Raw genomic sequence first — 20,167 nt, 5'->3', positions numbered from 1 at the left:
CAGGTCCATTGAAATTCAGGTGGATTATCACTATCAAGGCGCAACTCTATACTAAAAAAAGACACCGACCAGGACACAGCAATGACCCAACGCCTCTTTTTTACCGATGACGCACTGACTGCAGACATTAACGTGATCAGTTGCATCGCCCACGAGGACGGATTTGCCGTTACCGTGCAAGCGACCCCTTTTCACCCGCAAGGCGGCGGTCAGCCGTGCGACCTGGGCCTGATCGGTGACAGTGAAGTGGTCAAGGTGCTGCAAGAACAAGACAACATCGTGCATTACGTCACCCGGGCCATTGCTCCTGGCCCTGCCCGTGCGCAAGTGGACCCGTCGCGCCGCCATCTCAACGCACGGCTGCATAGCGCCGGGCACTTGATTGGAGTGATCGGTGAGCAGGCCGGCTGGCTGCCGACCAAGGCACATCACTGGCCGGGCGAATGCCGGGTCAGCTTCACACCTGGCGATGATGCCCAACCACTGGAAGCCCCAGCGATCCAGCAACAACTGGAGCACTGGATCAATGCCGATTTACCCCGCCAGCTTCATCTGGAATCCAGTCAACGCGCCGTCGGCTTTGGAAACTTGCCAAGCTATCCGTGCGGCGGCACCCATGTTCGCTCTCTGGGCGAGTTAGTCGCGGTCAACGTGCTTTCTGTCACCCTCAAGAAAGGCGTGCTGTCCGTGCGTTACGATCTGAACTGATCGATTCAAGCAGCCTAAATGCGGGTGCGACGGCGCTGGACGAAGCGGTCCACGTAGTCATCCGCAGGGGACTGCAGGATTTCCAGGGGGGTGCCCACCTGAATCAAGCGCCCGTCCTTGAGCACGGCGATGCGATTACCGATACGTAACGCCTCGTCCAGGTCATGGGTGATGAACACGATGGTTTTTTGCAGCGTGCGTTGCAACTCCAGCAACTGATCCTGCATCTCGGCACGGATCAGCGGATCGAGGGCACTGAAAGCTTCGTCCATCAGAATGATGTCGGTATCCGTCGCCAACGCCCGGGCCAGCCCGACACGCTGGCGCATCCCCCCCGACAGTTGATGAACAAAGGCTTGCTCATAGCCTTCCAGCCCGACCAGCGAGATCCAGTGCCGGGCTCGCCCCTCGCATTGCACCTTGCTCTCGCCCCGCACCTTCAAACCATAAGCCACGTTCTCGATCACGTTGCGATGGGGTAACAGGCCGAAATTTTGAAACACCATACTGATTTTTTGCCGACGAAACTGGCGCAAGGCAGGCATGCCGTATTCAAGGATGTTTTCGCCACCCACCAGAATCTGCCCGCTGGTAGGGTCGATCAAGCGGTTCAGATGGCGCACCAGAGTGGACTTGCCCGAGCCGGACAACCCCATGATGACGAACACTTCACCGGCTCGGATCGACAGCGACAGATCGTTGATACCGATAACGCAACCGGTTGCTGCCAGGACTTCGTCCTTGGTCCGACCCTCACGAATCAGGGCCATCACTTCTTTATCACGGCCGCCAAACACCTTGAATACATGACGTACTTCGATCTTGTTGATCACTACCTCACTCATTACGGGCCTCCGCGTCGAGGCCGCCCATAGGCTTGAGTGATACGATCGATCACCACTGCCAGAATGACAATGGCCAGTCCGGCTTCCAGGCCTTTGCCGACATTGAGCGTTTGAATACCCACCAGCACATCCTCACCCAAGCCCCGGGCACCAATCATCGAAGCGATCACTACCATCGACAATGCCATCATGGTGGTCTGGTTAATACCGGCCATGATGCTGGGCATGGCCAGTGGCAATTGCACGCCAAACAGTTGCTGCCAGGGGTTGGCACCGAATGCGTTGATCGCCTCCATCACCTCGCGATCAACCTGGCGCAAACCCAGATCGGTCAAGCGGATCAGCGGCGGTACGGCATAAATGACCGTGGCAAAAATCGCCGGAACCTTGCCCAGGCCAAACAACATCAGGACAGGAATCAGGTACACGAAACTGGGCATGGTCTGCATGATGTCCAGCAGCGGCATCAACACCGAGCGCAGTCGATTGCTGCGCGCGGCCAAAATCCCGAGGGGAATGCCCAGCAATACCGAAATAACCGTGGCCACCATCATCAGCGCCAGGGTTTGCATCAGCTTGTCCCACAGCCCAACTGCGCCTACCAGAAACAGCAGGCCGACGATCAACAGAGTGCTGAGGATCTTGCGTGTGGCATGCCAGGCAATTGCCCCAACGATGACCAGCATCAGCCACCACGGTGTGATGCGCAGCAGGTTCTCAAGGTGGATGATGGCCCACAGCAGAGTCTCGGAGATATGCCGGAACACATCACCGTAGTTGCTGACCAGTGCATCAACCCCGTCATTGACCCACCCTGCGATGGAAAACGTCAGATTGTCAGGAAACATGCAATGCCCGTACTCCGTGAGTTATTTGGATTTGAGCGCTGCATCGACTTTTTCAGCCGCTTGCGGGGTCACCCAGGCATGCCAGATTTGCGGCTGCTCACGTAAGAAATCCTCAGCAGCCTTGCGCGGCTCGGTGCGTTTTTCGCTCATTCGGGCCAGGGTGGTGTTGAGTAAATCGATAGGGAAATCGACCTTTTCATAGAACTCGACCAACTGCGGGTATTGGGCTTTGAAAGGTGCCGATACGCCAATGGCCAGTTTTGCCGGTAATGAGCGCGTACCCTTTGGAGCAGGGTTATTGGCGTCAGCCAGGGTCTTCCAGGCTTCGGCATCAAAAGGCGGCTCTTCAAGCTTGATCAGCTTGTAGCGCCCGATCAACGGAGTCGGTGACCAGTAATAGAACAGCACCGGTTTGCCACGACGGATCGAGGAGCTGATCTCGGCATCCAGCGCAGCGCCCGAACCGGTGCGAAAGTTAACGAAGTCCTTGTCCAGGCCATAGGCCTTGAGCTTTTGGCTGTTGACGGTCTCGGAGGTCCAACCGCTGGGGCTATTAAGGAAGCGGCCACGAGTCGGGTCCTCCTGATCACGGAACACCTCTTTATAGCGGGCCAGATCGCTGACCGACTTCAGGTCCGGGGCCAATGCCTTGATGCCTTTTTCCGGATCACCCTTGATTACATACTCGGGCACCCACCAGCCTTCACTGGCGTTTTTGACGATATCGCCCAGACCGAAAACCTTGCCTTCGGCCTCCGCCTTGATCCACACGGGGCTTCGCCCTGCCCACTCTTCGCCGATCACTTGAATATCATTCTTGGCCAGCGCAGCCTCCAGGCTTACGGTGCTGCCAGGCAAGGTGTCGGTTGCTACGCCGTAGCCTTTTTCGGTGATCAGACGCAGTACTTCAGTGATCAAGCTGCCGCTTTCCCAAGTGATATCACCAAAGTGAACGGGATCGCCCGAGTTGTCTGCCAACACTGGCTGGGTGACAAGTCCAAATGCCAGCAGTGATCCAACGAGCCACTTTTTAAGGTTGTACATATGCATTCTCTGGTTGTGGAGGGGCCGCCGAGCACGCAATTTGCCTGTCGCCTTCCCTGCGAGAGTGCTTAATGCCGGAGAAAATATGAGTTGCGATGTCTTCAGCGTAGCTGCTGAACTCAAGAGAGCGGCACAAACATTCGCACGGATGCGGGTCGTAGCCTTGTTGCAGATGTATTGCGAGGGGTGGGCCAGAAATCAAAACCCGGAAACGCAAAAAGCAGCCCTAGGGCTGCTTTCTGAGTGTTTTTTGAAACTGCGTAGCTCCAAAAAACAAAATTTGGAGCGGGAAACGAGACTCGAACTCGCGACCCCGACCTTGGCAAGGTCGTGCTCTACCAACTGAGCTATTCCCGCAATAATGGCGTCCCCTAGGGGACTCGAACCCCTGTTACCGCCGTGAAAGGGCGGTGTCCTAGGCCACTAGACGAAGGGGACGTTGCCCGAAATGTACACGTACATTTCAGTGCCAGATCACTAACTAATGCTAATGTCTTGGCTTTCACTCAACCTCGCCCGAAAGCGAAGCTGCTTAAAAATGGAGCGGGAAACGAGACTCGAACTCGCGACCCCGACCTTGGCAAGGTCGTGCTCTACCAACTGAGCTATTCCCGCAATAATGGCGTCCCCTAGGGGACTCGAACCCCTGTTACCGCCGTGAAAGGGCGGTGTCCTAGGCCACTAGACGAAGGGGACGTTGCCCGAAATGTACACGTACATTTCAGTGCCAGATCACTAACTAACGCTAATGTCTTGGCTTTCACTCAACTCCGCCCGAAAGCGAAGCTGCTTAAAAATGGAGCGGGAAACGAGACTCGAACTCGCGACCCCGACCTTGGCAAGGTCGTGCTCTACCAACTGAGCTATTCCCGCAATGGCGTCCCCTAGGGGACTCGAACCCCTGTTACCGCCGTGAAAGGGCGGTGTCCTAGGCCACTAGACGAAGGGGACACACTACAACTTCACTGGTTACATGCGTTTGGCTGTTCGCTTTACGCTGCAATTGGCGCGCATTCTAGGGATGGATTTGAAAGTCGTCAACCCCAATATGAAAATATATTGAAATCAATGACTTCCCTCTTCTCTCGGCGCTTTCCTACGCAGTATGTCGACCAACTCTTGGCGCCTATATTCCGTCACCCTACAAGGGGTTATGATGGCCCGACCTCAGTGATGGCAGATTGCTGCCCGCCTATTCCCAGCCTCTCTATATAGACAGGCACGCCGACCTCACCGAGACAGCGCACCCACATTCAGAAGAGGTTTTAACGTTGACGCCCTCCATGATCGCCCTGCTTGTCGTCGTCGGAATCGCACTGCTGATCGCAATCGTCTACATGAACCATGTAGTGGAAAACAACAAACTGGAAAAAGCCCGACTCAAGGTCGAACTCAACGACCGCATACGTCGCTGCAGCGAAGTCAACGAGACCTTTCCCGGCCAACTGATGTTCCCTGCCCTCAAGCTGCTGCTCACGCGCCTTGAGCTCAATGCCACGCAACGCCTGCTGCTCCTGCAAAAATCCAGTGCGGCTTTAAAAGCACAAGTTGCAGAGCTTAACGGGCTGATTGCCAAAGGCGAGTCTATCCCCGTCAACAACCCGCCAAACCCTGTCCTGAGCGAAGCAAAAGCCAAAGACGTGCGCTTTTTGCTTGAAACGCTGCACGGGCAAATTACCCGGGCGGCCCAGGATGGTTTTTTACCGACCAACGAAGCCAAACAGTGGATCAAAGAGATTCGTAATTTGCTGGTCGTGCTGCATATCGAATTTTTCAACAACCTGGGCAAGCTCGCCCTGCAAAAGAATCAGCCCGCACAGGCGCGCCTGGCTTTTGAACGCGCGGTGCAATACTTGCGCAAGCAGCCGGTACCCGCCATGTACAACGCACAAATCAAGGACTTCGAGACCCAGCTTGCACGCGCCAACGCACAGGTGCTGAACGCACTTGAGCCGACCACGGGTGAAGTCAATGAACTGACTGAAGGCTTGAAAACCGACGAAGCGGATGCTGACTGGAAGAAGAAAGCCATTTACGACTAAGGCACCCAAAATGGGTGATCAATACCGCTCTTGTGGGAGCGGGCTTGCTCGCGATCAAAAGCGAGGCGACGTGTCTGACCGAACACGTTAGTGGCACCCACGAAAAATCACGCAGATCAGTGCGGGCAATAAAGTGGAAGGAAGTGCTGCAAAACCCGGGACGGGTCAGAGGGCGTAACACACAAAGGCAGCCGCTCGGGCCGCCTTTGCGTTTGACGTCAGGCTACCGGATTGATTGGCTTTTCCGGGTACCACACGTCCAACAGCGGGCTAACTTCAACGCTGCTCAGCTCTGGGCGCGCTTTCAACCAGGATTCAACAGCTGCACGCTGTTCTTCGCTGACCGAGCCGCGCTTCTGCAGGCAAACCAGACCGTAGTCGTCGCCGCCAACATAACCCAGGCCGTTAGCTTCCATGGCTTGCGCCAGGAAGTCTGCCAGGAATGCATCGATAGCCTCTTCCGACAGGTCTTCTTTGAAATCCAGGTTCAGCTCAAAACCCAACTCCTGAAATTCATCAACGCACAGTTTTTTGCGCAGACGCTGGGAACGATTAGTAGCCATTGAACAATCCTCTTAAGTAATAACGGGCGGCACTTTAGCAGCTTAAGGCAACGCTTGCCCGGTTCCGTGTGAACGGTTCATCGTTTTCTATACTTAATCCGCCAAACCCTGTTACAGGTGGATGCACAAGCCCAACAACCTTGGGGCATAATGCCAACACTTTTAAGACCATTGAGGGAACTTTTCATCATCCCTCTTATTTTTTTCCCTCGCCTGCAGGGTTTTACTTCTTATGATCAAATCTTTACGGCCATTGCTTCTTGCCAGTCTTCTTTTGCCACTGGCCTTCGGCGCCAACGCCGCCCCTGTCAACACAACGCTCTCGCCCAAAGTTCAGCAAGCACTCAAAACCAATAAACTGCAGAACGACGCACTATCATTGGTCCTTCTGCCGCTCAACGGCCCGGGCATTCCAACCGTATTCAATGCCGATGTATCCATGAACCCGGCCTCCACCATGAAACTGGTGACCACTTACGCGGCCCTGGAAATGCTCGGCCCCACCCATCAGTGGAAAACCGAGTTCTACACAGATGGCACCCTGAACAACGGCACCCTGCAAGGTAACCTTTACCTCAAGGGCGGCGGCGATCCCAAGCTGAACATGGAAAAACTATGGCTGTTGATGCGCGACCTGCGCGCCAATGGCGTGCAACAGGTAACCGGCGACCTGGTACTTGATCGCAACTTCTTCAATCAACCGCAATTGCCCGTCTTCAACGACGACGGCAACGATAAAAACAAACCCTTCCTGGTCAAGCCCGACTCGCTGCTGGTCAACCTTAAAGCCTTGCGCTTCGTGGCCCGCAACGACGGGGGCAAAGTCCTGATATCAGTCGAACCACCGATTGCCAGCATCAAAATCGACAATCAGGTCAAGGCCGTCAATGCCAAGCAATGCACCGGTGACGTGCGCTACAACCCGGTACCCCAAGCCGACGGCTCGGTACTCGTCACCGTGAGCGGACAGCTGGCCGACGGCTGCAACTCGCAAACCTACTTGTCCCTGCTTGATCACGCGACCTACACAGCCGGCGCTGTACGCGCCATCTGGAAAGAGCTGGGCGGCAGCATTCAAGGCCAGGACCGCCAGGCCAGCGTGCCGAAGAACTCGAAACTGCTGGCACGGGCATTCTCTCCGGATCTGGCCGAAATCATTCGCGACATCAACAAATACAGTAACAACACCATGGCCCAGCAGCTGTTCCTGAGCCTGGGCGCACAGTTTCGCAACGACGCCGACGGTGACGATGCCAAAGCTGCACAGCGTGTAGTACGCCAATGGCTGGCCAAAAAAGGCATCACCGCACCCCATCTGGTCATGGAAAACGGTTCCGGCTTGTCCCGGGCCGAACGCGTGAGCGCACGTGAAATGGCGCAGATGCTCCAGGCCGCCTGGCAAAGCCCCTACGCTGCCGAATTCATCAGCTCCATGCCGATTGCCGGCAAAGACGGCACCATGCGCAAACGCCTGAAAACCACCGCCATGAACGGCCAGGCTCACATCAAGACCGGCACACTCAATACAGTGCGCGCCATTTCCGGATTTAGCCGCGACAGCAACGGCAATACCTGGGCGGTGGTCGCCATCCTCAACGACCCTCGCCCGTGGGGCGCCTCGGCCATTCTCGATCAAGTGCTGCTCGATCTGTATCGCCAGCCACAAGCCCCCAACAGTGCGGTCTCCATAGCCCAGTAAGGCGTTGACCAGGCAATAAAAAACGCCCCTGATCGCAAGATCAGGGGCGTTTTTTTATGGGGGCGGGCTTGCTCGCGCTGGCAACACTGCGAGCTGCCCATCGAGAACAAGCCCGCCCCCACCCTTACAGCACCGGTATTACCGGGCCATGATTTTCCAGGCACGGTGAATTTTGCTGTTGCGGGCAAAGTCCGGATCAATGGTGCTGGCGGTTATTTCTTCCACGGCATAACGCGCTTCCAGATTTTCATCGAGGATGAATTTGCGGAAGTTGTTCGAGAAATACAGCACCCCACCCGGCGCCAGACGCGCCATGGCCAGATCCAGCAACTGCACGTGATCGCGCTGCACATCGAAGATCCCTTCCATGCGCTTGGAGTTGGAGAAGGTCGGCGGATCAATAAAGATCAGGTCGTACTCTTCACGACAGGCATCCAGCCACACCATCACATCGCCCTGCTCCAGGCGGTTTTTGTCCGAAAAACCGTTCAGAGACAGGTTACGGCGCGCCCAGTCCAGATAAGTCTTGGACAAGTCGACGCTGGTGGTGCTGCGAGCACCGCCCTTGGCAGCATGGACGCTGGCGGTCGCGGTGTAGCAGTACAGATTGAGGAAGCGCTTGCCTGCAGCCTCTTTCTGAATGCGCATGCGCATTGGGCGGTGATCCAGGAACAGACCGGTATCCAGATAGTCCGTGAGGTTCACCAGCAGCTTCACACCGCCTTCATTGACCTCGGTGAACTTGCCCTGGGCACTTTGACGCTCGTACTGCTTGGTGCCGCTCTGGCGCTCACGACGCTTGACGATCACACGACTCTTGTCGATGTTCAGCGCCTGGGGAATGGCTGCCAAGGCATCGAACATGCGCGCCGAAGCTTTTTCCGGATCAATGGATTTCGGTGCCACATACTCCTGAACGTGAACCCAGTCGTGGTACAGGTCGATCGCCATCGCATATTCCGGCATATCGGCGTCGTAGACTCGATAGCAATCGATCCCTTCACGCTTGACCCACTTGCTCAGCGCTTTGAGATTTTTTTGCAGGCGGTTGGCAAACATCTGCCCGCCCTCGCTCAAGCGCGGCTGTTCGATCACCACCGGCACTGGCTTGATCGGGTTGCCGTTCTTGTTGAACTTCTCGTATTTACCTGGCGCTTCGATGTTCGACGGCAGATCGGACTCAGCCTGCTCGCGATCAATCTGACGCTGCTCAGGCGTACGTCGCTCACCCGTCACAAACTGATCCGGCACAACCTTGATCAACAGCAGCTTGCACGGCAACGCGCCGTTCCAGAACGAGTACTGCTTGTGGCTGCGAATCCCCATGCGCTTGCCCAGATCCGGAGCGCCGGTAAACACCGCGGCCTCCCAGTTCAAGCAAGCCTGACGCAGACGCTCGCCGAGGTTCTGGTAGAGATAGAGCAAGCTCGCCTCGTCGCCCAGACGCTCGCCGTACGGAGGGTTGCAGATCACCAGGCCTTTCTGGTTCTGGTCCGGACGCGGTTCGAAGGTCGCAACCTCGCCCTGGTAAATCTTGATCCAGTGGCTCAGACCGGCGCGCTCGATGTTATTGCGCGCAGGCTGAATCAGGCGCGGGTCGGCTTCATAACCACGAATCCACAGAGGCGGCTTGGCCATGCCGACTTCTGCACGCTCAGTGGCTTCCTGATGAAGTTTTTTCCAGATAGCCGGCACGTGGCCCAGCCAGGCATCAAACCCCCAGTGAATGCGGTTCAGGTTAGGCGCCATGTCGGCAGCAATCATTGCGCCTTCAACCAGGAACGTACCCACACCACACATCGGGTCAGCCAAGGCAGCGCCTTCGGCTGCCATACGTGGCCAGCCCGAACGAATCAGGATGGCAGCCGCGAGGTTTTCCTTCAGCGGTGCAGCACCTTGCTGCAGACGGTAGCCACGCTGGTGCAAGCTGTGACCTGACAGGTCCAGGGACAGAATGGCTTCGCCGCGATCCAGTCGCAGGTGGATACGAATGTCCGGGCTGATCTTGTCGATGGACGGACGCTCGCCAGACGGCGTACGCAACTTGTCGACGATTGCGTCTTTTACTTTCAACGCACCAAAGTGCGTGTTGTCGATACCCGAACCATGACCGCTGAATTCAACAGCCAGCGTGCCATCCGGGACCATGTGGTCATGCCAGTCAATGTCCAGAACGCCGTGGTACAGATCTTCCGCATCTTTCATCGGAAAACGCTTGAGCACCAGCAACACACGGTTGGCAAGGCGCGACCATAGACACAAACGGTAGGCAGTTTCCATATCTGCCATGCCACGAATGGCCGAGGTGTGCTCGCGAGCTTCCTCAAGGCCAAGGCCGGTGGCCTCTTCGAGGAGAAGGCCTTCAAGGCCTTTAGGGCAGGTAAGGAAGAGTTCGTAACGATCCGACATGGGATTCCTGAGCTTTTAGCTATCAGTGAAGAGGCAACGCATTGCCTGCTCCGTTTTCAATCAAGCGCTTTTCTTGAAGAGCGCTCGTGTGGCACGAAAATGTGCCGTTCCACCGATGCGTTTTTCATGCCCTGAGGCACGAAGAGTTTAGACGCAGAGGCAGGTCATTCATCGAGAAACAATTGGTCATATTCAGACCCTTCGTCGAATAGTGCCCCAGCAAAACAGGGGGATATTCGCAGCGGAGAATGAAACGCATCATATTTGTAAACTCTCGCCCTGACAGGCTTTGGTCGCATTTCGCAGCAGAAAAGCGACCTTACTTATGGCCATAACACCAATATCGTTACGTGCTTATGACAAAACGATCATTCACACGCCTTGGCGCATTGGTTAGAACTCAACTCAGGTTATCGCCGCACAGGCCATAACGAACTGCTCGCCACGCCGGCAGCGAGCACACCAACGGCAGAACACTCTGCCCCGACCTTCAGAAGGTCGACGCTAAATAAAACAGTCAACAAGTGAGGGCAATACCCTATGAGAAGACTTAAGCGTGATCCGTTGGAAAAAGCTTTCTTACGCGGATATCAATACGGTGTTAATGGAAAATCCCGCGAGCTTTGCCCTTTTACTCTACCGTCGGTACGCCAAGCCTGGATTAACGGCTGGCGCGAAGGACGCGGCGACAACTGGGACGGTATGACTGGCACTGCGGGCATCCACAGACTCAACGAACTTCACGCCGTCGGCTAACTCTGGGCAAATCCGACATCACCTCGAAGATGCAATGACTCAACCATGCCGTCCTATCCGGGCGGCGGGCTTCGGCCCAAGGGCTCCTCAGGGAGCCCTTTTTATTGCCTGCCGATTTATGACCGCGCCAAGGCGGAAATGGCATCGACGGATTCGCGAATCAGGGCCGGGCCCTTGTAGATGAAACCCGAGTAAATCTGCACCAGGCTCGCACCCGCAGCGATTTTCTCAGCCGCGTACTTGCCTTCGGTGATTCCGCCCGCCGCAATGATCGGCATACGACCTGCCAGCTCTCCTGCCAGCACCTTGACCGTATGGGTGCTCTTGTCACGCACCGGCGCGCCCGACAGGCCGCCAGCCTCGTCGCCATGTTCCATGCCCTCAACACCTACGCGACTCAGGGTAGTGTTGGTCGCAATGACCGCGTCCATACCCGTCTCAAGCAGCGCCTGAGCCACGAGCACGGTTTCTTCGTCGGTCATGTCAGGTGCGATCTTGATTGCCAGCGGTACGCGCTTACCGTGACGCTGTGTCAGTTCGTTCTGACGCACTTGTAGGGCTTCAAGCAACTGCTTAAGCGAATCGCCAAATTGCAGGCTGCGCAGGCCTGGAGTATTGGGCGAACTCACGTTTACGGTGACATAACTGGCGTGGGCATACACCTTATCCAGGCAGATCAGGTAGTCATCGACCGCGCGCTCTACCGGCGTGTCGAAGTTCTTGCCAATGTTGATCCCCAGAATACCGGTGTACTTGGCCGCCTGAACCCGCGTCAGCAAATGATCAACCCCAAGGTTGTTAAACCCCATGCGGTTGATGATTGCCTGCGCTTCAGGCAGTCGGAAAATGCGTGGCTTGGGATTGCCTGGCTGAGGGCGCGGCGTCACCGTGCCGATCTCGACAAATCCAAAACCCAACTGTGCAAAACCATCAATGGCTGCACCGTTTTTGTCCAGACCTGCGGCCAGCCCGACCGGGTTCGGAAAATCGAGCCCCATGACCTTCACTGGCAGCCTTGCCGGCGCCTTGCACAACAAACCGTTGAGCCCAAGACGGCCGCCCGCACCGATCAAGTCCAGGGACAAATCGTGAGAGGTTTCAGGGGAGAGTTTGAAGAGCAACTGGCGGGCCAGGTTATACATGGGCTGATTGGACTCAATGGGGTACTTGAAGAGTGCGCGATTATAGCTGCGCGGACCGCTAAATCACAGGCAAAGAAAAACCCGGCCTAAGCCGGGTTTTTCTGAACAGCCGAGCTAAATAATTACTTAGCTTCTGCTTGAACGGTCGCTTCTACGCGACGGTTCAGTTCACGGCCTTCTGCAGTTGCGTTGCTTGCAACTGGGTTGGCTTTACCGTGACCGACAGCGTCTACACGGTTAGCTGCAACACCTTGGTTAACCAGGGCTGCACGAACGGCGTCAGCACGACGCTGCGACAGTTTCTGGTTGTAGGCATCGGTACCAACGCTGTCAGTGTAACCAGCAACAGTGGTGGTAGTAGCTGGGTACTGCTTCATGAAATCAGCAACGTTGTTGATATCAGCTGCGTACTGCGGCTTAACGTTGGATTTGTCGAAGTCGAATTTCACGTCAAGTTCAACGCGAACAACTTCAGCGATTGGAGCTTCTGGTTCTGGCTCAGCGATTGGTGCTGGAGCTGGAACTGGAGCAGGAGCGACTTTACCGCCGTTGCCGCCGAAGTTCACACCCAGACCAACGGTAGGAGCGTAGTCCCACTTGCCGTTGTCCAGTTTGTAGTCAGCTTCAACGCCAGCACGGGCGAACAGGTTGTCAGTGATGTACCACTTAACACCAGCGCCTGCAGTCAGGAAAGTCGACTGGTCACGACCGCTGTGGCCGTCTGCGATCACGTTGGTCATGCTCTTGTGAGCAACACCGCCGGAAACGTATGGACGCAGAGCGTCGCCTACGGTGCCGAAGTGGTACTGAGCGTTCAGACCAAAGTTGTCGCCTTTGATTTTCTGGTTGCCAGTGCCGTCATTCGAACGGGTGTGGTTGGTTTTGTCGTAGGTCAGGTTCAACGAAACGTCGTCGGTCAGGAAGTAACCGATCGATGCGCCTGGGTTGTAGCCGTCTTCTACGTGCTTGACGCTGTCGTTGTACTGTTTTTTGTAGAACAGTTCACCCTCGACCGCGCCTTGGCCTTGTGCCAGGGCACCGAACGAAGTTGCGGCTACAAAGGAACCAATGGCAATGCCCAAGGTGTTTTTCAGTTTCATCCGTTAAATCCCCATCTGGTGATTGTAAAGCAGTCCCACATACCGGGGGACAACTCGGCGGCAAGTCTATCAGACCTTGCCTACACGTAGAGCCATTTGCGCTGAACTAAGTTTCAGCAATACCTGCAAATTTCTCACGCAATTTATCTAGAGCGCGCTTGTAACGCATCTTTGTCGCACTCAAACCCATATGCATTATGTCCGCGATTTCCTGAAATTCCAGTTCTGCGACAAAACGCAGCACGAGAATTTCCCGATCAATCGGGTTTACATGCACCAGCCAGCGATCAAGTCCGCCCTTTTCCTCAGGTTTCGGCGCCTTTTCTTCGGACGCTTCCTCGAGGGGGTCAATACTTAATGCGTCCATCAAGCGACGCTTTCGCCGTTCCTTTCGATACTGTGTAATGCATTCGTTGTAAGTGATGCTATATAGCCATGTCTTGAATTTCGACTTCCCTTCAAAATTCTTCAAACCGTACAGCACTTTCAGCATGACTTCCTGACAGACATCATCAGCGTCCCTATCGTTCCCTAAATACCTTGAACAAACGTTGAACAAAGTACGTTGATAGCGCCGCATCAGCTCTTCATAAGCACGCGTCACGTGAAACAACTCATCATGCGAGCGCGCCACCAGCTCCTCATCAGAGAGCTCGCGGGGGTCGTAGCGCATGGATAGCGATTGGGCTTTATTCAAAACGAGTTGTGCCAGCAGTCAGGTCAATGTCCGCCGCAGCCTATCAATCATGGCTTTTTTGCGGCGGCGTACATTAGCAGGGTTTGCCGCCTCAGCGACTGGTTACGTGCTGCTCCAACAAGATCCGATTCGAGATGGAGACTAGCTCACCCTCATCGGTCAGCAACGTGGTTTTAACCGTGCCAATCTCTTCGATCTGCCCTTCAACCTCGCCCACACGGACTTCCTGCCCAACTTGATACAGCTCACGCACATAGATGCCGGCAAGTATCTGCCCCGCGATTTCCCGACTGCCCAGCCCCATTGCCAAGGCAATGGCCAGACCAACGGTAATCAACACAATCACAATCACATGGTTCAGGAGGTCGGTTTTGACCTCCAGCTGGCTGATGGCAACCGAAATACTGATGATAATGACCAGGCCTTGAGTCACCCGGCCCAGCCCGCTGGCGTAATCAAAACCGACACTTTCGGCAGCGCCACGAACCAGGCCGTTAAGTACCTGTGCCAGCAGCACGCCGGCCAACAGGACCAGCAACGCACCAAACACCTTGGGCAAATACACTGTCAGCAGGTCAAGCGCAGATGAAACGCGATCAAGACCCAGCGACTGAGCCGCCGAAACCAGGAACACCAGCAGCACAAACCAGTACACGATCTTGCCGATCAGCGTCGAGATCGGCACTTGAATCCCGACCCGTGCCAATATTTTGGTCAGGCCCGTGCCACCCATCAGGCGATCAAGGCCCAATTTGGCAAGCAGCTTGGACAGCAGGGCATCGAGCAGTTTTGCAACCACGAAGCCCAGCAGTACTACCACCAACGCCCCGAAGAGGTTGGGAATGAAGTTCGCAATCTTAGTCCACAAGGCAGTCATTGCCGCGACCAGGCTCTGGGTCCAGACATTCAATTCCATGTTCAATCAGCCTTATCAACAGGGCGAGCAGCAGGTTTGCGCCGCGAAACGGGCGCAATATGAGCTGAACCGCTATTCAAAGCAATCATCAGTGCTTGCATCCAGCGCCCCAGCAGACTGAAAAGATCTCCCGCACCGACCTGACGGTTGGCGGTTTTCAGTACGCGACCCAGGCAGGCGTCGTCGTCACGATTGGACGTAGGAGCCTTGAGCATTTCACGTAAGGACTGTTCAAACGGATCGTGCATAAGCACCTCTCGGTAAGTCAGTAAAAGACGAAGGCACATTTATCGAGGTCACATCAGGCTCACTCAAAGCCACTGCAGTCGGCGATAAAAACACCACTGCCCCACCCCGATGAGCAGCATCACACCGCACGTCACAGCAAACCCATAAGAGTCATTGGAGAACGGAACGCCCCCCACATTGATCCCCAGTAAACCGGTAATAAACGTGATCGGCAGAAAGATCCCGGTGAGTACGCCGAAGCGATACATGATGCGGCTCATGCGCACGTTCAAACGTCGGTCTTCGGACTCAAGCACCAGCCCCACGCGCTCGCGGGTCAGTTCAAGCTCCTCCAGATAACGGGTCAGGCTGTTGTTCAGCTCGTTCCAGTAGTCGGCATCATCGGCGCTGAACCACGGTAATTTGGTACGCGTGAGCTGACCGAAAATATCCCGCTGCGGGGCCAGAAAACGACGCAAGGCGGCAGCCCGTCGTCGAACCTGCAAAATGGAGTTGTGGTCAGGGGTATACCGTTCGTCGGCATCTATCTTATCTTCTTCGTCATCGACGATTTCTGACAGATCTCCGATCAAATCCTGCACCTTCAACGTCAGGTGCTGTGCCAGATAAAGAATCAGTTCAGAGGGGGTTTTCGGACCTTCGCCCTGGGAGAATTCACCGAGCAGTTCATCAGTGGCCCGAAGTGGACGCATGCGCAGCGAGATCACTCGCTGCGCGCTGCCAAAGATACGCAGCGAAACCATGTCTTCAGGCTCTGCACCCGGATTCAGGTTGACCCCGCGCATAAACAGCAGCAGCTCATTGTTGGGGACAGGCACTAAACGCGGACGGGTGTTTTCCTCAAGCAGCAAGTCACAGCTGAAATCACTTAAACCACTCGAGTCACGCAACCAGCTCTGGGTCTGCGGATGACTGCGATCCCAGTGCAACCAGATGCTTTCGTGGGCCTGCAACTGCAGATCGTTCAGCTCGGTACGTGCGATCGGACGCGCACCACCTTCCCCATCCAATACCAGTGCATGCACCAGCCCCCATTGAGCGTTTTCGTCCTCGAACATCCGTGATCCTTAGTGGTATTGCCTTTAGGCCGGTATTTTCAGAGCCGTGGGCGAAATGATAACGCCATTGTTGTCGGCATAAATGAATTCTCCGGGGCGGAACGTGACACCGGCAAACGTGACCGGCACATTCACATCCCCCACACCGCGCCTGATGCTCTTGAGCGGGTGACTGGCCAGAGCCTGCACGCCCAGATCGGTTTGCGCGAGCACATCGACATCGCGGATACAGCCGTAAATCACGATCCCTTCCCAGCCATTTTTCGCGGCTTTCTCGGCAATCATGTCGCCCAGCAAGGCATGGCGCAGAGAACCACCGCCATCAACTACCAGTACTTTGCCCTGCCCGTTGAGTTCGGCCTGCTCCTTGACGCGCGAATTGTCCTCGAAGCACTTGATGGTCACGATCTCGCCACCAAAGGAGTCGCGCCCGCCAAAGTTGCTGAACATCGGTTCAAGCACTTGCACTAGCTCAGGGTAGGCATCGCACAGATCGGGAGTGATGTAGTGGTTCACGAGAAAGCTCCTGTTCAGAGTGGGCACAGCAGAGAGAACAACGATAGCACTAAAGTTCGTTCAACCAACTGCGCACCAACGGCCACACTTCCTGCTGGGCAGGCTGGCTGACCAGCATTTCAACATGGCTGAAGTCAGAGCTGAAGCCATGTTCGCGGCCAAGCGCCACGAACCTGCGCTGCTCGCCACCCAACTGTTCGAACAATTTGCGGCAAGCCCATTGCGGCGTTTGCCTATCGCCCACGGCTGCCACCACCAGCGACGGGATCTGAACTTCGGCCAGCCCGGCCCACCAATCTCGCTCGGCGTCCTTGAAGCGCCCCATAAAGCCGTTCCAGCGCAGTGTTTCAAGGGCAATGCTGATCGGCTCGTCTTCCGGGCCACGCTTGAGTCGTGTGCCCGACAGTTGCGTAAATCGCTTCAACAACAAATAAGCCCCCCACTGCACCGGCGGGATTTTCAGCGACCAATAACGACGATTGATCTGACAGCCGAAAAACGCTGCCGACGCGACGTCCTTATCGTCCAGATACTGTCCGCCAAGGGCTGCCGCCAAACTGATGGCGCCCTGGGAGTGGCCGATCCAGTGCGCAACTTGCCCGCTCTGCTCACGGACAAACGCTGCAATGGCCGGCAAATCGTACCGGGCGTAATCCGCAACACGGTTCTTGTTCCAGGCAATATTGCGCGACGAAAGGCCGTGACCGCGCATTTCAGGCAGCCATACATCAAAACCGGCACGGGCCAAAAATGCCCCCAACCCTACGCCTTTGGGCGAGTACCAAAAACGCCGGTTGGAAAAGCTGCCATGTAACAGAATGACCGGCACACCACGCACCTGAGTGTCGTCGGCCATGCCCAGTCGAGTGACCACCAGCTCAACGGAAATATCCGGGCTGTTGGCAGGCTTCAAGCGATAAACATCTTCGCTGAGATCGCCCCGACGCTCAGCGCTGATCAGGGCAACGGGAAAAAGGAGACTGCTGCTTTGCATAATGCTCTTGCACAAAAAAGGGCGACTTCACACAGGAACTCGCCCTACCGCCTATAAAGAGCAGGGCAGCCCTGACGGCTACCCTGCTCCTCGCTCAACGACTCAAGCCTGAGCTTGGCCTTCTGCCAGGAAGAACCAGGTTTCCAGCACGGAGTCCGGGTTCAGCGACACGCTTTCGATGCCCTGCTCCATCAACCACAGCGCGAGGTCCGGGTGATCGGATGGGCCCTGACCGCAAATGCCGATGTATTTGCCGGCCTTGTTGCACGCCTGAATGGCGTTGGACAGCAGCTTTTTGACGGCAGGGTTGCGCTCGTCAAACAGGTGCGCGATCACACCCGAGTCGCGGTCCAGGCCCAGGGTGAGCTGAGTCAGGTCGTTGGAGCCAATGGAGAAACCGTCGAAGAACTCGAGGAACTCTTCAGCCAGAATCGCGTTGGACGGCAGTTCGCACATCATGATGATGCGCAGGCCGTTTTCGCCGCGCTTGAGGCCGTTTTCAGCCAGCAGGTCGATGACCTGGCTCGCCTCACCCAGGGTACGTACGAACGGCACCATGATTTCGACGTTGGTAAAGCCCATCTCGTTGCGCACACGCTTGAGCGCACGGCACTCGAGTTCAAAGCAATCACGGAAGTTTTCGCTGATGTAACGCGAAGCACCGCGGAAGCCCAGCATCGGGTTTTCTTCTTCCGGCTCGTACAGCTTGCCGCCAATCAAATTCGCGTATTCGTTGGACTTGAAGTCCGACAGACGCACAATCACTTTCTTCGGTGTGAACGCGCCAGCCAAGGTGCTGATGCCTTCAACCAGCTTCTCTACATAGAAGCCAACCGGATCGTTGTAGCCCGCAATGCGCTTGTCGACGCTGTCCTTGATTTCCTGAGGCAGGCCATCGTAGTTCAGCAGCGCTTTAGGGTGCACACCGATCATGCGGTTGATGATGAACTCCAGGCGGGCCAGGCCCACACCGGCGTTCGGCAGCTGTGCGAAGTCAAAGGCGCGGTCCGGGTTGCCGACGTTCATCATGATTTTGAACGGCAGATCCGGCATGGCATCCACGGAGTTCTTCTTGATGTCGAAGCCCAGTTCGCCTTCGAAGATGAACCCGGTATCGCCTTCAGCACACGACACGGTAACGCCCTGGCCGTCTTTCAGCAGTTGGGTGGCGTTGCCGCAACCCACCACGGCCGGAATACCCAGTTCGCGAGCGATGATCGCCGCATGGCAGGTACGACCGCCACGGTTGGTCACGATGGCGCTCGCGCGCTTCATCACGGGTTCCCAGTCCGGGTCGGTCATGTCCGATACAAGCACGTCGCCTGGCTGGACTTTGTCCATTTCCGACACGTCCTTGATGATGCGAACCTTGCCCGCGCCAATACGCTGGCCAATGGCACGGCCTTCAGCCAGTACCGTACCGGTTTCCTTGAGCAGGTAGCGCTCCATGACATTGCCGGCGCTGCGGCTCTTCACGGTTTCAGGGCGGGCCTGAACGATGTACAGCTTGCCGTCATCGCCGTCTTTGGCCCACTCAATGTCCATCGGACACTTGTAGTGCTTCTCGATGATCATCGCTTGCTTGGCCAGTTCACTGACTTCAGCGTCGGTCAGGCAGAAGCGTGCGCGGTCGGCTTTATCAACGTCGATCACCTTGACCGACTTGCCGGCCTTCGCTTCGTCGCCGTAGATCATCTTGATGGCTTTGCTGCCCAGGTTGCGACGCAAAATCGCAGGGCGGCCAGCTTCGAGGGTTTGCTTGTGAACGTAGAACTCATCCGGGTTTACCGCGCCTTGTACGACGGTTTCACCCAGGCCGTAGGCGCCGGTAATGAACACTACATCGCGAAAGCCCGACTCGGTATCCAGGGTGAACATCACGCCTGCAGTGCCGGTTTCAGAGCGCACCATGCGCTGTACGCCAGCCGACAGAGCGACCAGTTTATGGTCAAAGCCCTGATGCACTCGGTAGGAAATTGCACGGTCGTTGAACAGGGAGGCAAAAACCTCCTTGGCCGCACGAATCACGTTTTCAACGCCACGGATGTTCAGGAAGGTTTCTTGCTGACCGGCAAAGGACGCGTCCGGCAAGTCTTCGGCGGTGGCCGAGGAACGCACGGCAACGGCCATGTCCGGATTGCCCTGGGACAGAGCAGCGAAGGCGGTACGAATTTCGGCGTTAAGCTTCTCCGGGAACTCGGCTTCCATGATCCATTGACGGATCTGGGCACCGGTTTTGGCCAGGGCATTAACGTCATCAACATCGAGCGCATCCAGCGCAGCATGGATCTGGTCGTTCAAACCGCTCAGTTCAAGAAAATCACGATATGCCTGAGAAGTAGTGGCGAAGCCACCTGGAACTGAAACACCAGCGCCTGCAAGATTACTGATCATCTCGCCGAGGGATGCGTTCTTGCCCCCTACGTGCTCTACATCATGGACGCCGAGCTTATCGAGGGAAACTACGTACTCTACCAAGGTGATCTCTCCACTAACTGTGTTGGAAAAGCTCAGGGCGCTGAATACTCATCATGAGTCATCGCAGCGATTGTGGCCTGGACCCGGAAAATAAGTGACACTG

At 56.0% G+C, this 20,167-nt stretch carries 18 protein-coding genes and 6 tRNA genes; 4 read left to right on the top strand and 20 right to left on the bottom strand.

The window, feature by feature from the left end; translation table 11 throughout:
* The first annotated feature begins 81 nt into the window (after window positions 1-81).
* Complete coding sequence (locus V6P94_RS09530) at window positions 82-708, top strand: alanyl-tRNA editing protein (RefSeq protein WP_133075695.1); 627 nt, start codon at window positions 82-84, stop codon at window positions 706-708.
* A gap of 14 nt (window positions 709-722) precedes the next feature.
* Here the strand turns inward: V6P94_RS09530 and V6P94_RS09525 are convergent, their stop codons facing one another.
* From V6P94_RS09525 to V6P94_RS09485, 9 genes are all read right to left on the bottom strand, one after another.
* Window positions 723-1,553 (bottom strand): glycine betaine/L-proline ABC transporter ATP-binding protein, encoded by an 831-nt coding sequence (locus V6P94_RS09525; RefSeq protein ID WP_326398316.1) that lies wholly within the window; start codon window positions 1,551-1,553, stop codon window positions 723-725.
* Window positions 1,553-2,401, bottom strand: coding sequence for a proline/glycine betaine ABC transporter permease (locus V6P94_RS09520; RefSeq protein ID WP_326398317.1), 849 nt, complete (start codon window positions 2,399-2,401; stop codon window positions 1,553-1,555). The genes V6P94_RS09525 and V6P94_RS09520 overlap by 1 nt, the downstream gene beginning before the upstream one ends.
* A gap of 21 nt (window positions 2,402-2,422) precedes the next feature.
* Window positions 2,423-3,445, bottom strand: coding sequence for an ABC transporter substrate-binding protein (locus V6P94_RS09515; RefSeq protein WP_133075698.1), 1,023 nt, complete (start codon window positions 3,443-3,445; stop codon window positions 2,423-2,425).
* 281 nt (window positions 3,446-3,726) lie between these two features.
* Window positions 3,727-3,802: transfer RNA gene (locus V6P94_RS09510), tRNA-Gly, on the bottom strand.
* Between the two features lie 5 nt (window positions 3,803-3,807).
* Window positions 3,808-3,883, bottom strand: a tRNA-Glu gene (locus V6P94_RS09505).
* 101 nt (window positions 3,884-3,984) lie between these two features.
* Window positions 3,985-4,060: transfer RNA gene (locus tag V6P94_RS09500), tRNA-Gly, on the bottom strand.
* Between the two features lie 5 nt (window positions 4,061-4,065).
* Window positions 4,066-4,141, bottom strand: a tRNA-Glu gene (locus V6P94_RS09495).
* Between the two features lie 101 nt (window positions 4,142-4,242).
* Window positions 4,243-4,318: transfer RNA gene (locus V6P94_RS09490), tRNA-Gly, on the bottom strand.
* 2 nt (window positions 4,319-4,320) lie between these two features.
* A tRNA-Glu gene (locus V6P94_RS09485) sits at window positions 4,321-4,396 on the bottom strand.
* A 332-nt stretch (window positions 4,397-4,728) separates the two neighbouring features.
* Here V6P94_RS09485 and V6P94_RS09480 point away from each other — a divergent pair.
* On the top strand, window positions 4,729-5,487 hold the full coding sequence (locus V6P94_RS09480) for a hypothetical protein (RefSeq protein ID WP_326398318.1): 759 nt from the start codon (window positions 4,729-4,731) through the stop codon (window positions 5,485-5,487).
* 218 nt (window positions 5,488-5,705) lie between these two features.
* Here the strand turns inward: V6P94_RS09480 and V6P94_RS09475 are convergent, their stop codons facing one another.
* Window positions 5,706-6,050: a YggL family protein gene (locus tag V6P94_RS09475; RefSeq protein WP_019827656.1), complete on the bottom strand. Its 345-nt coding sequence runs from the start codon at window positions 6,048-6,050 to the stop codon at window positions 5,706-5,708.
* A gap of 232 nt (window positions 6,051-6,282) precedes the next feature.
* On the opposite strand from V6P94_RS09475, the gene dacB reads away from it, so the two are divergent.
* Entirely contained in the window at window positions 6,283-7,749 is a 1,467-nt protein-coding gene (gene dacB, locus V6P94_RS09470; protein ID WP_338649280.1) for a D-alanyl-D-alanine carboxypeptidase/D-alanyl-D-alanine-endopeptidase, read from the top strand.
* A 138-nt stretch (window positions 7,750-7,887) separates the two neighbouring features.
* On the opposite strand, the gene rlmKL is transcribed toward dacB, so the two are convergent.
* Window positions 7,888-10,158 carry a bifunctional 23S rRNA (guanine(2069)-N(7))-methyltransferase RlmK/23S rRNA (guanine(2445)-N(2))-methyltransferase RlmL gene (gene rlmKL / locus V6P94_RS09465; RefSeq protein WP_133075701.1) on the bottom strand — a complete coding sequence of 757 codons (2,271 nt, stop codon included), beginning with the start codon at window positions 10,156-10,158 and terminating at the stop codon, window positions 7,888-7,890.
* A 540-nt stretch (window positions 10,159-10,698) separates the two neighbouring features.
* Between rlmKL and rmf the strand changes: the two genes are divergently transcribed.
* The gene (gene rmf / locus V6P94_RS09460; RefSeq protein WP_095003125.1) at window positions 10,699-10,914 is read left to right on the top strand and encodes a ribosome modulation factor; all 216 of its coding nucleotides are present in this window, start codon (window positions 10,699-10,701) and stop codon (window positions 10,912-10,914) included.
* A gap of 116 nt (window positions 10,915-11,030) precedes the next feature.
* On the opposite strand, the gene V6P94_RS09455 is transcribed toward rmf, so the two are convergent.
* From V6P94_RS09455 to ppsA, 9 genes are all read right to left on the bottom strand, one after another.
* Complete coding sequence (locus tag V6P94_RS09455; protein ID WP_133075702.1) at window positions 11,031-12,056, bottom strand: quinone-dependent dihydroorotate dehydrogenase; 1,026 nt, start codon at window positions 12,054-12,056, stop codon at window positions 11,031-11,033.
* Window positions 12,057-12,178: 122 nt separating this feature from the next.
* Window positions 12,179-13,156 (bottom strand): OmpA family protein, encoded by a 978-nt coding sequence (locus V6P94_RS09450; protein WP_048358833.1) that lies wholly within the window; start codon window positions 13,154-13,156, stop codon window positions 12,179-12,181.
* A gap of 106 nt (window positions 13,157-13,262) precedes the next feature.
* Window positions 13,263-13,853, bottom strand: coding sequence for an RNA polymerase sigma factor SigX (sigX, locus tag V6P94_RS09445; RefSeq protein ID WP_029611289.1), 591 nt, complete (start codon window positions 13,851-13,853; stop codon window positions 13,263-13,265).
* Window positions 13,854-13,944: 91 nt separating this feature from the next.
* Window positions 13,945-14,769, bottom strand: a complete 825-nt coding sequence (locus tag V6P94_RS09440; protein WP_016779913.1) for a mechanosensitive ion channel family protein — start codon at window positions 14,767-14,769, stop codon at window positions 13,945-13,947.
* Window positions 14,770-14,771: 2 nt separating this feature from the next.
* On the bottom strand, window positions 14,772-15,017 hold the full coding sequence (locus V6P94_RS09435) for a hypothetical protein (protein ID WP_019827671.1): 246 nt from the start codon (window positions 15,015-15,017) through the stop codon (window positions 14,772-14,774).
* 63 nt (window positions 15,018-15,080) lie between these two features.
* On the bottom strand, window positions 15,081-16,076 hold the full coding sequence (locus tag V6P94_RS09430; RefSeq protein ID WP_326398322.1) for a CorA family divalent cation transporter: 996 nt from the start codon (window positions 16,074-16,076) through the stop codon (window positions 15,081-15,083).
* A 24-nt stretch (window positions 16,077-16,100) separates the two neighbouring features.
* Entirely contained in the window at window positions 16,101-16,592 is a 492-nt protein-coding gene (gene rraA / locus V6P94_RS09425; RefSeq protein WP_133075704.1) for a ribonuclease E activity regulator RraA, read from the bottom strand.
* Between the two features lie 49 nt (window positions 16,593-16,641).
* On the bottom strand, window positions 16,642-17,586 hold the full coding sequence (locus V6P94_RS09420; protein WP_326398323.1) for an alpha/beta fold hydrolase: 945 nt from the start codon (window positions 17,584-17,586) through the stop codon (window positions 16,642-16,644).
* A 102-nt stretch (window positions 17,587-17,688) separates the two neighbouring features.
* Window positions 17,689-20,064 carry a phosphoenolpyruvate synthase gene (gene ppsA, locus V6P94_RS09415; protein ID WP_219260696.1) on the bottom strand — a complete coding sequence of 792 codons (2,376 nt, stop codon included), beginning with the start codon at window positions 20,062-20,064 and terminating at the stop codon, window positions 17,689-17,691.
* Window positions 20,065-20,167 lie beyond the last annotated feature (103 nt).

The organism is Pseudomonas sp. ML2-2023-3 (genome assembly GCF_037055275.1).
Taxonomy (GTDB): domain Bacteria; phylum Pseudomonadota; class Gammaproteobacteria; order Pseudomonadales; family Pseudomonadaceae; genus Aquipseudomonas.
The sequence above is the reverse complement of the archived record's forward strand: the minus strand, read 5'-3'. Positions and strand labels throughout refer to the sequence as shown.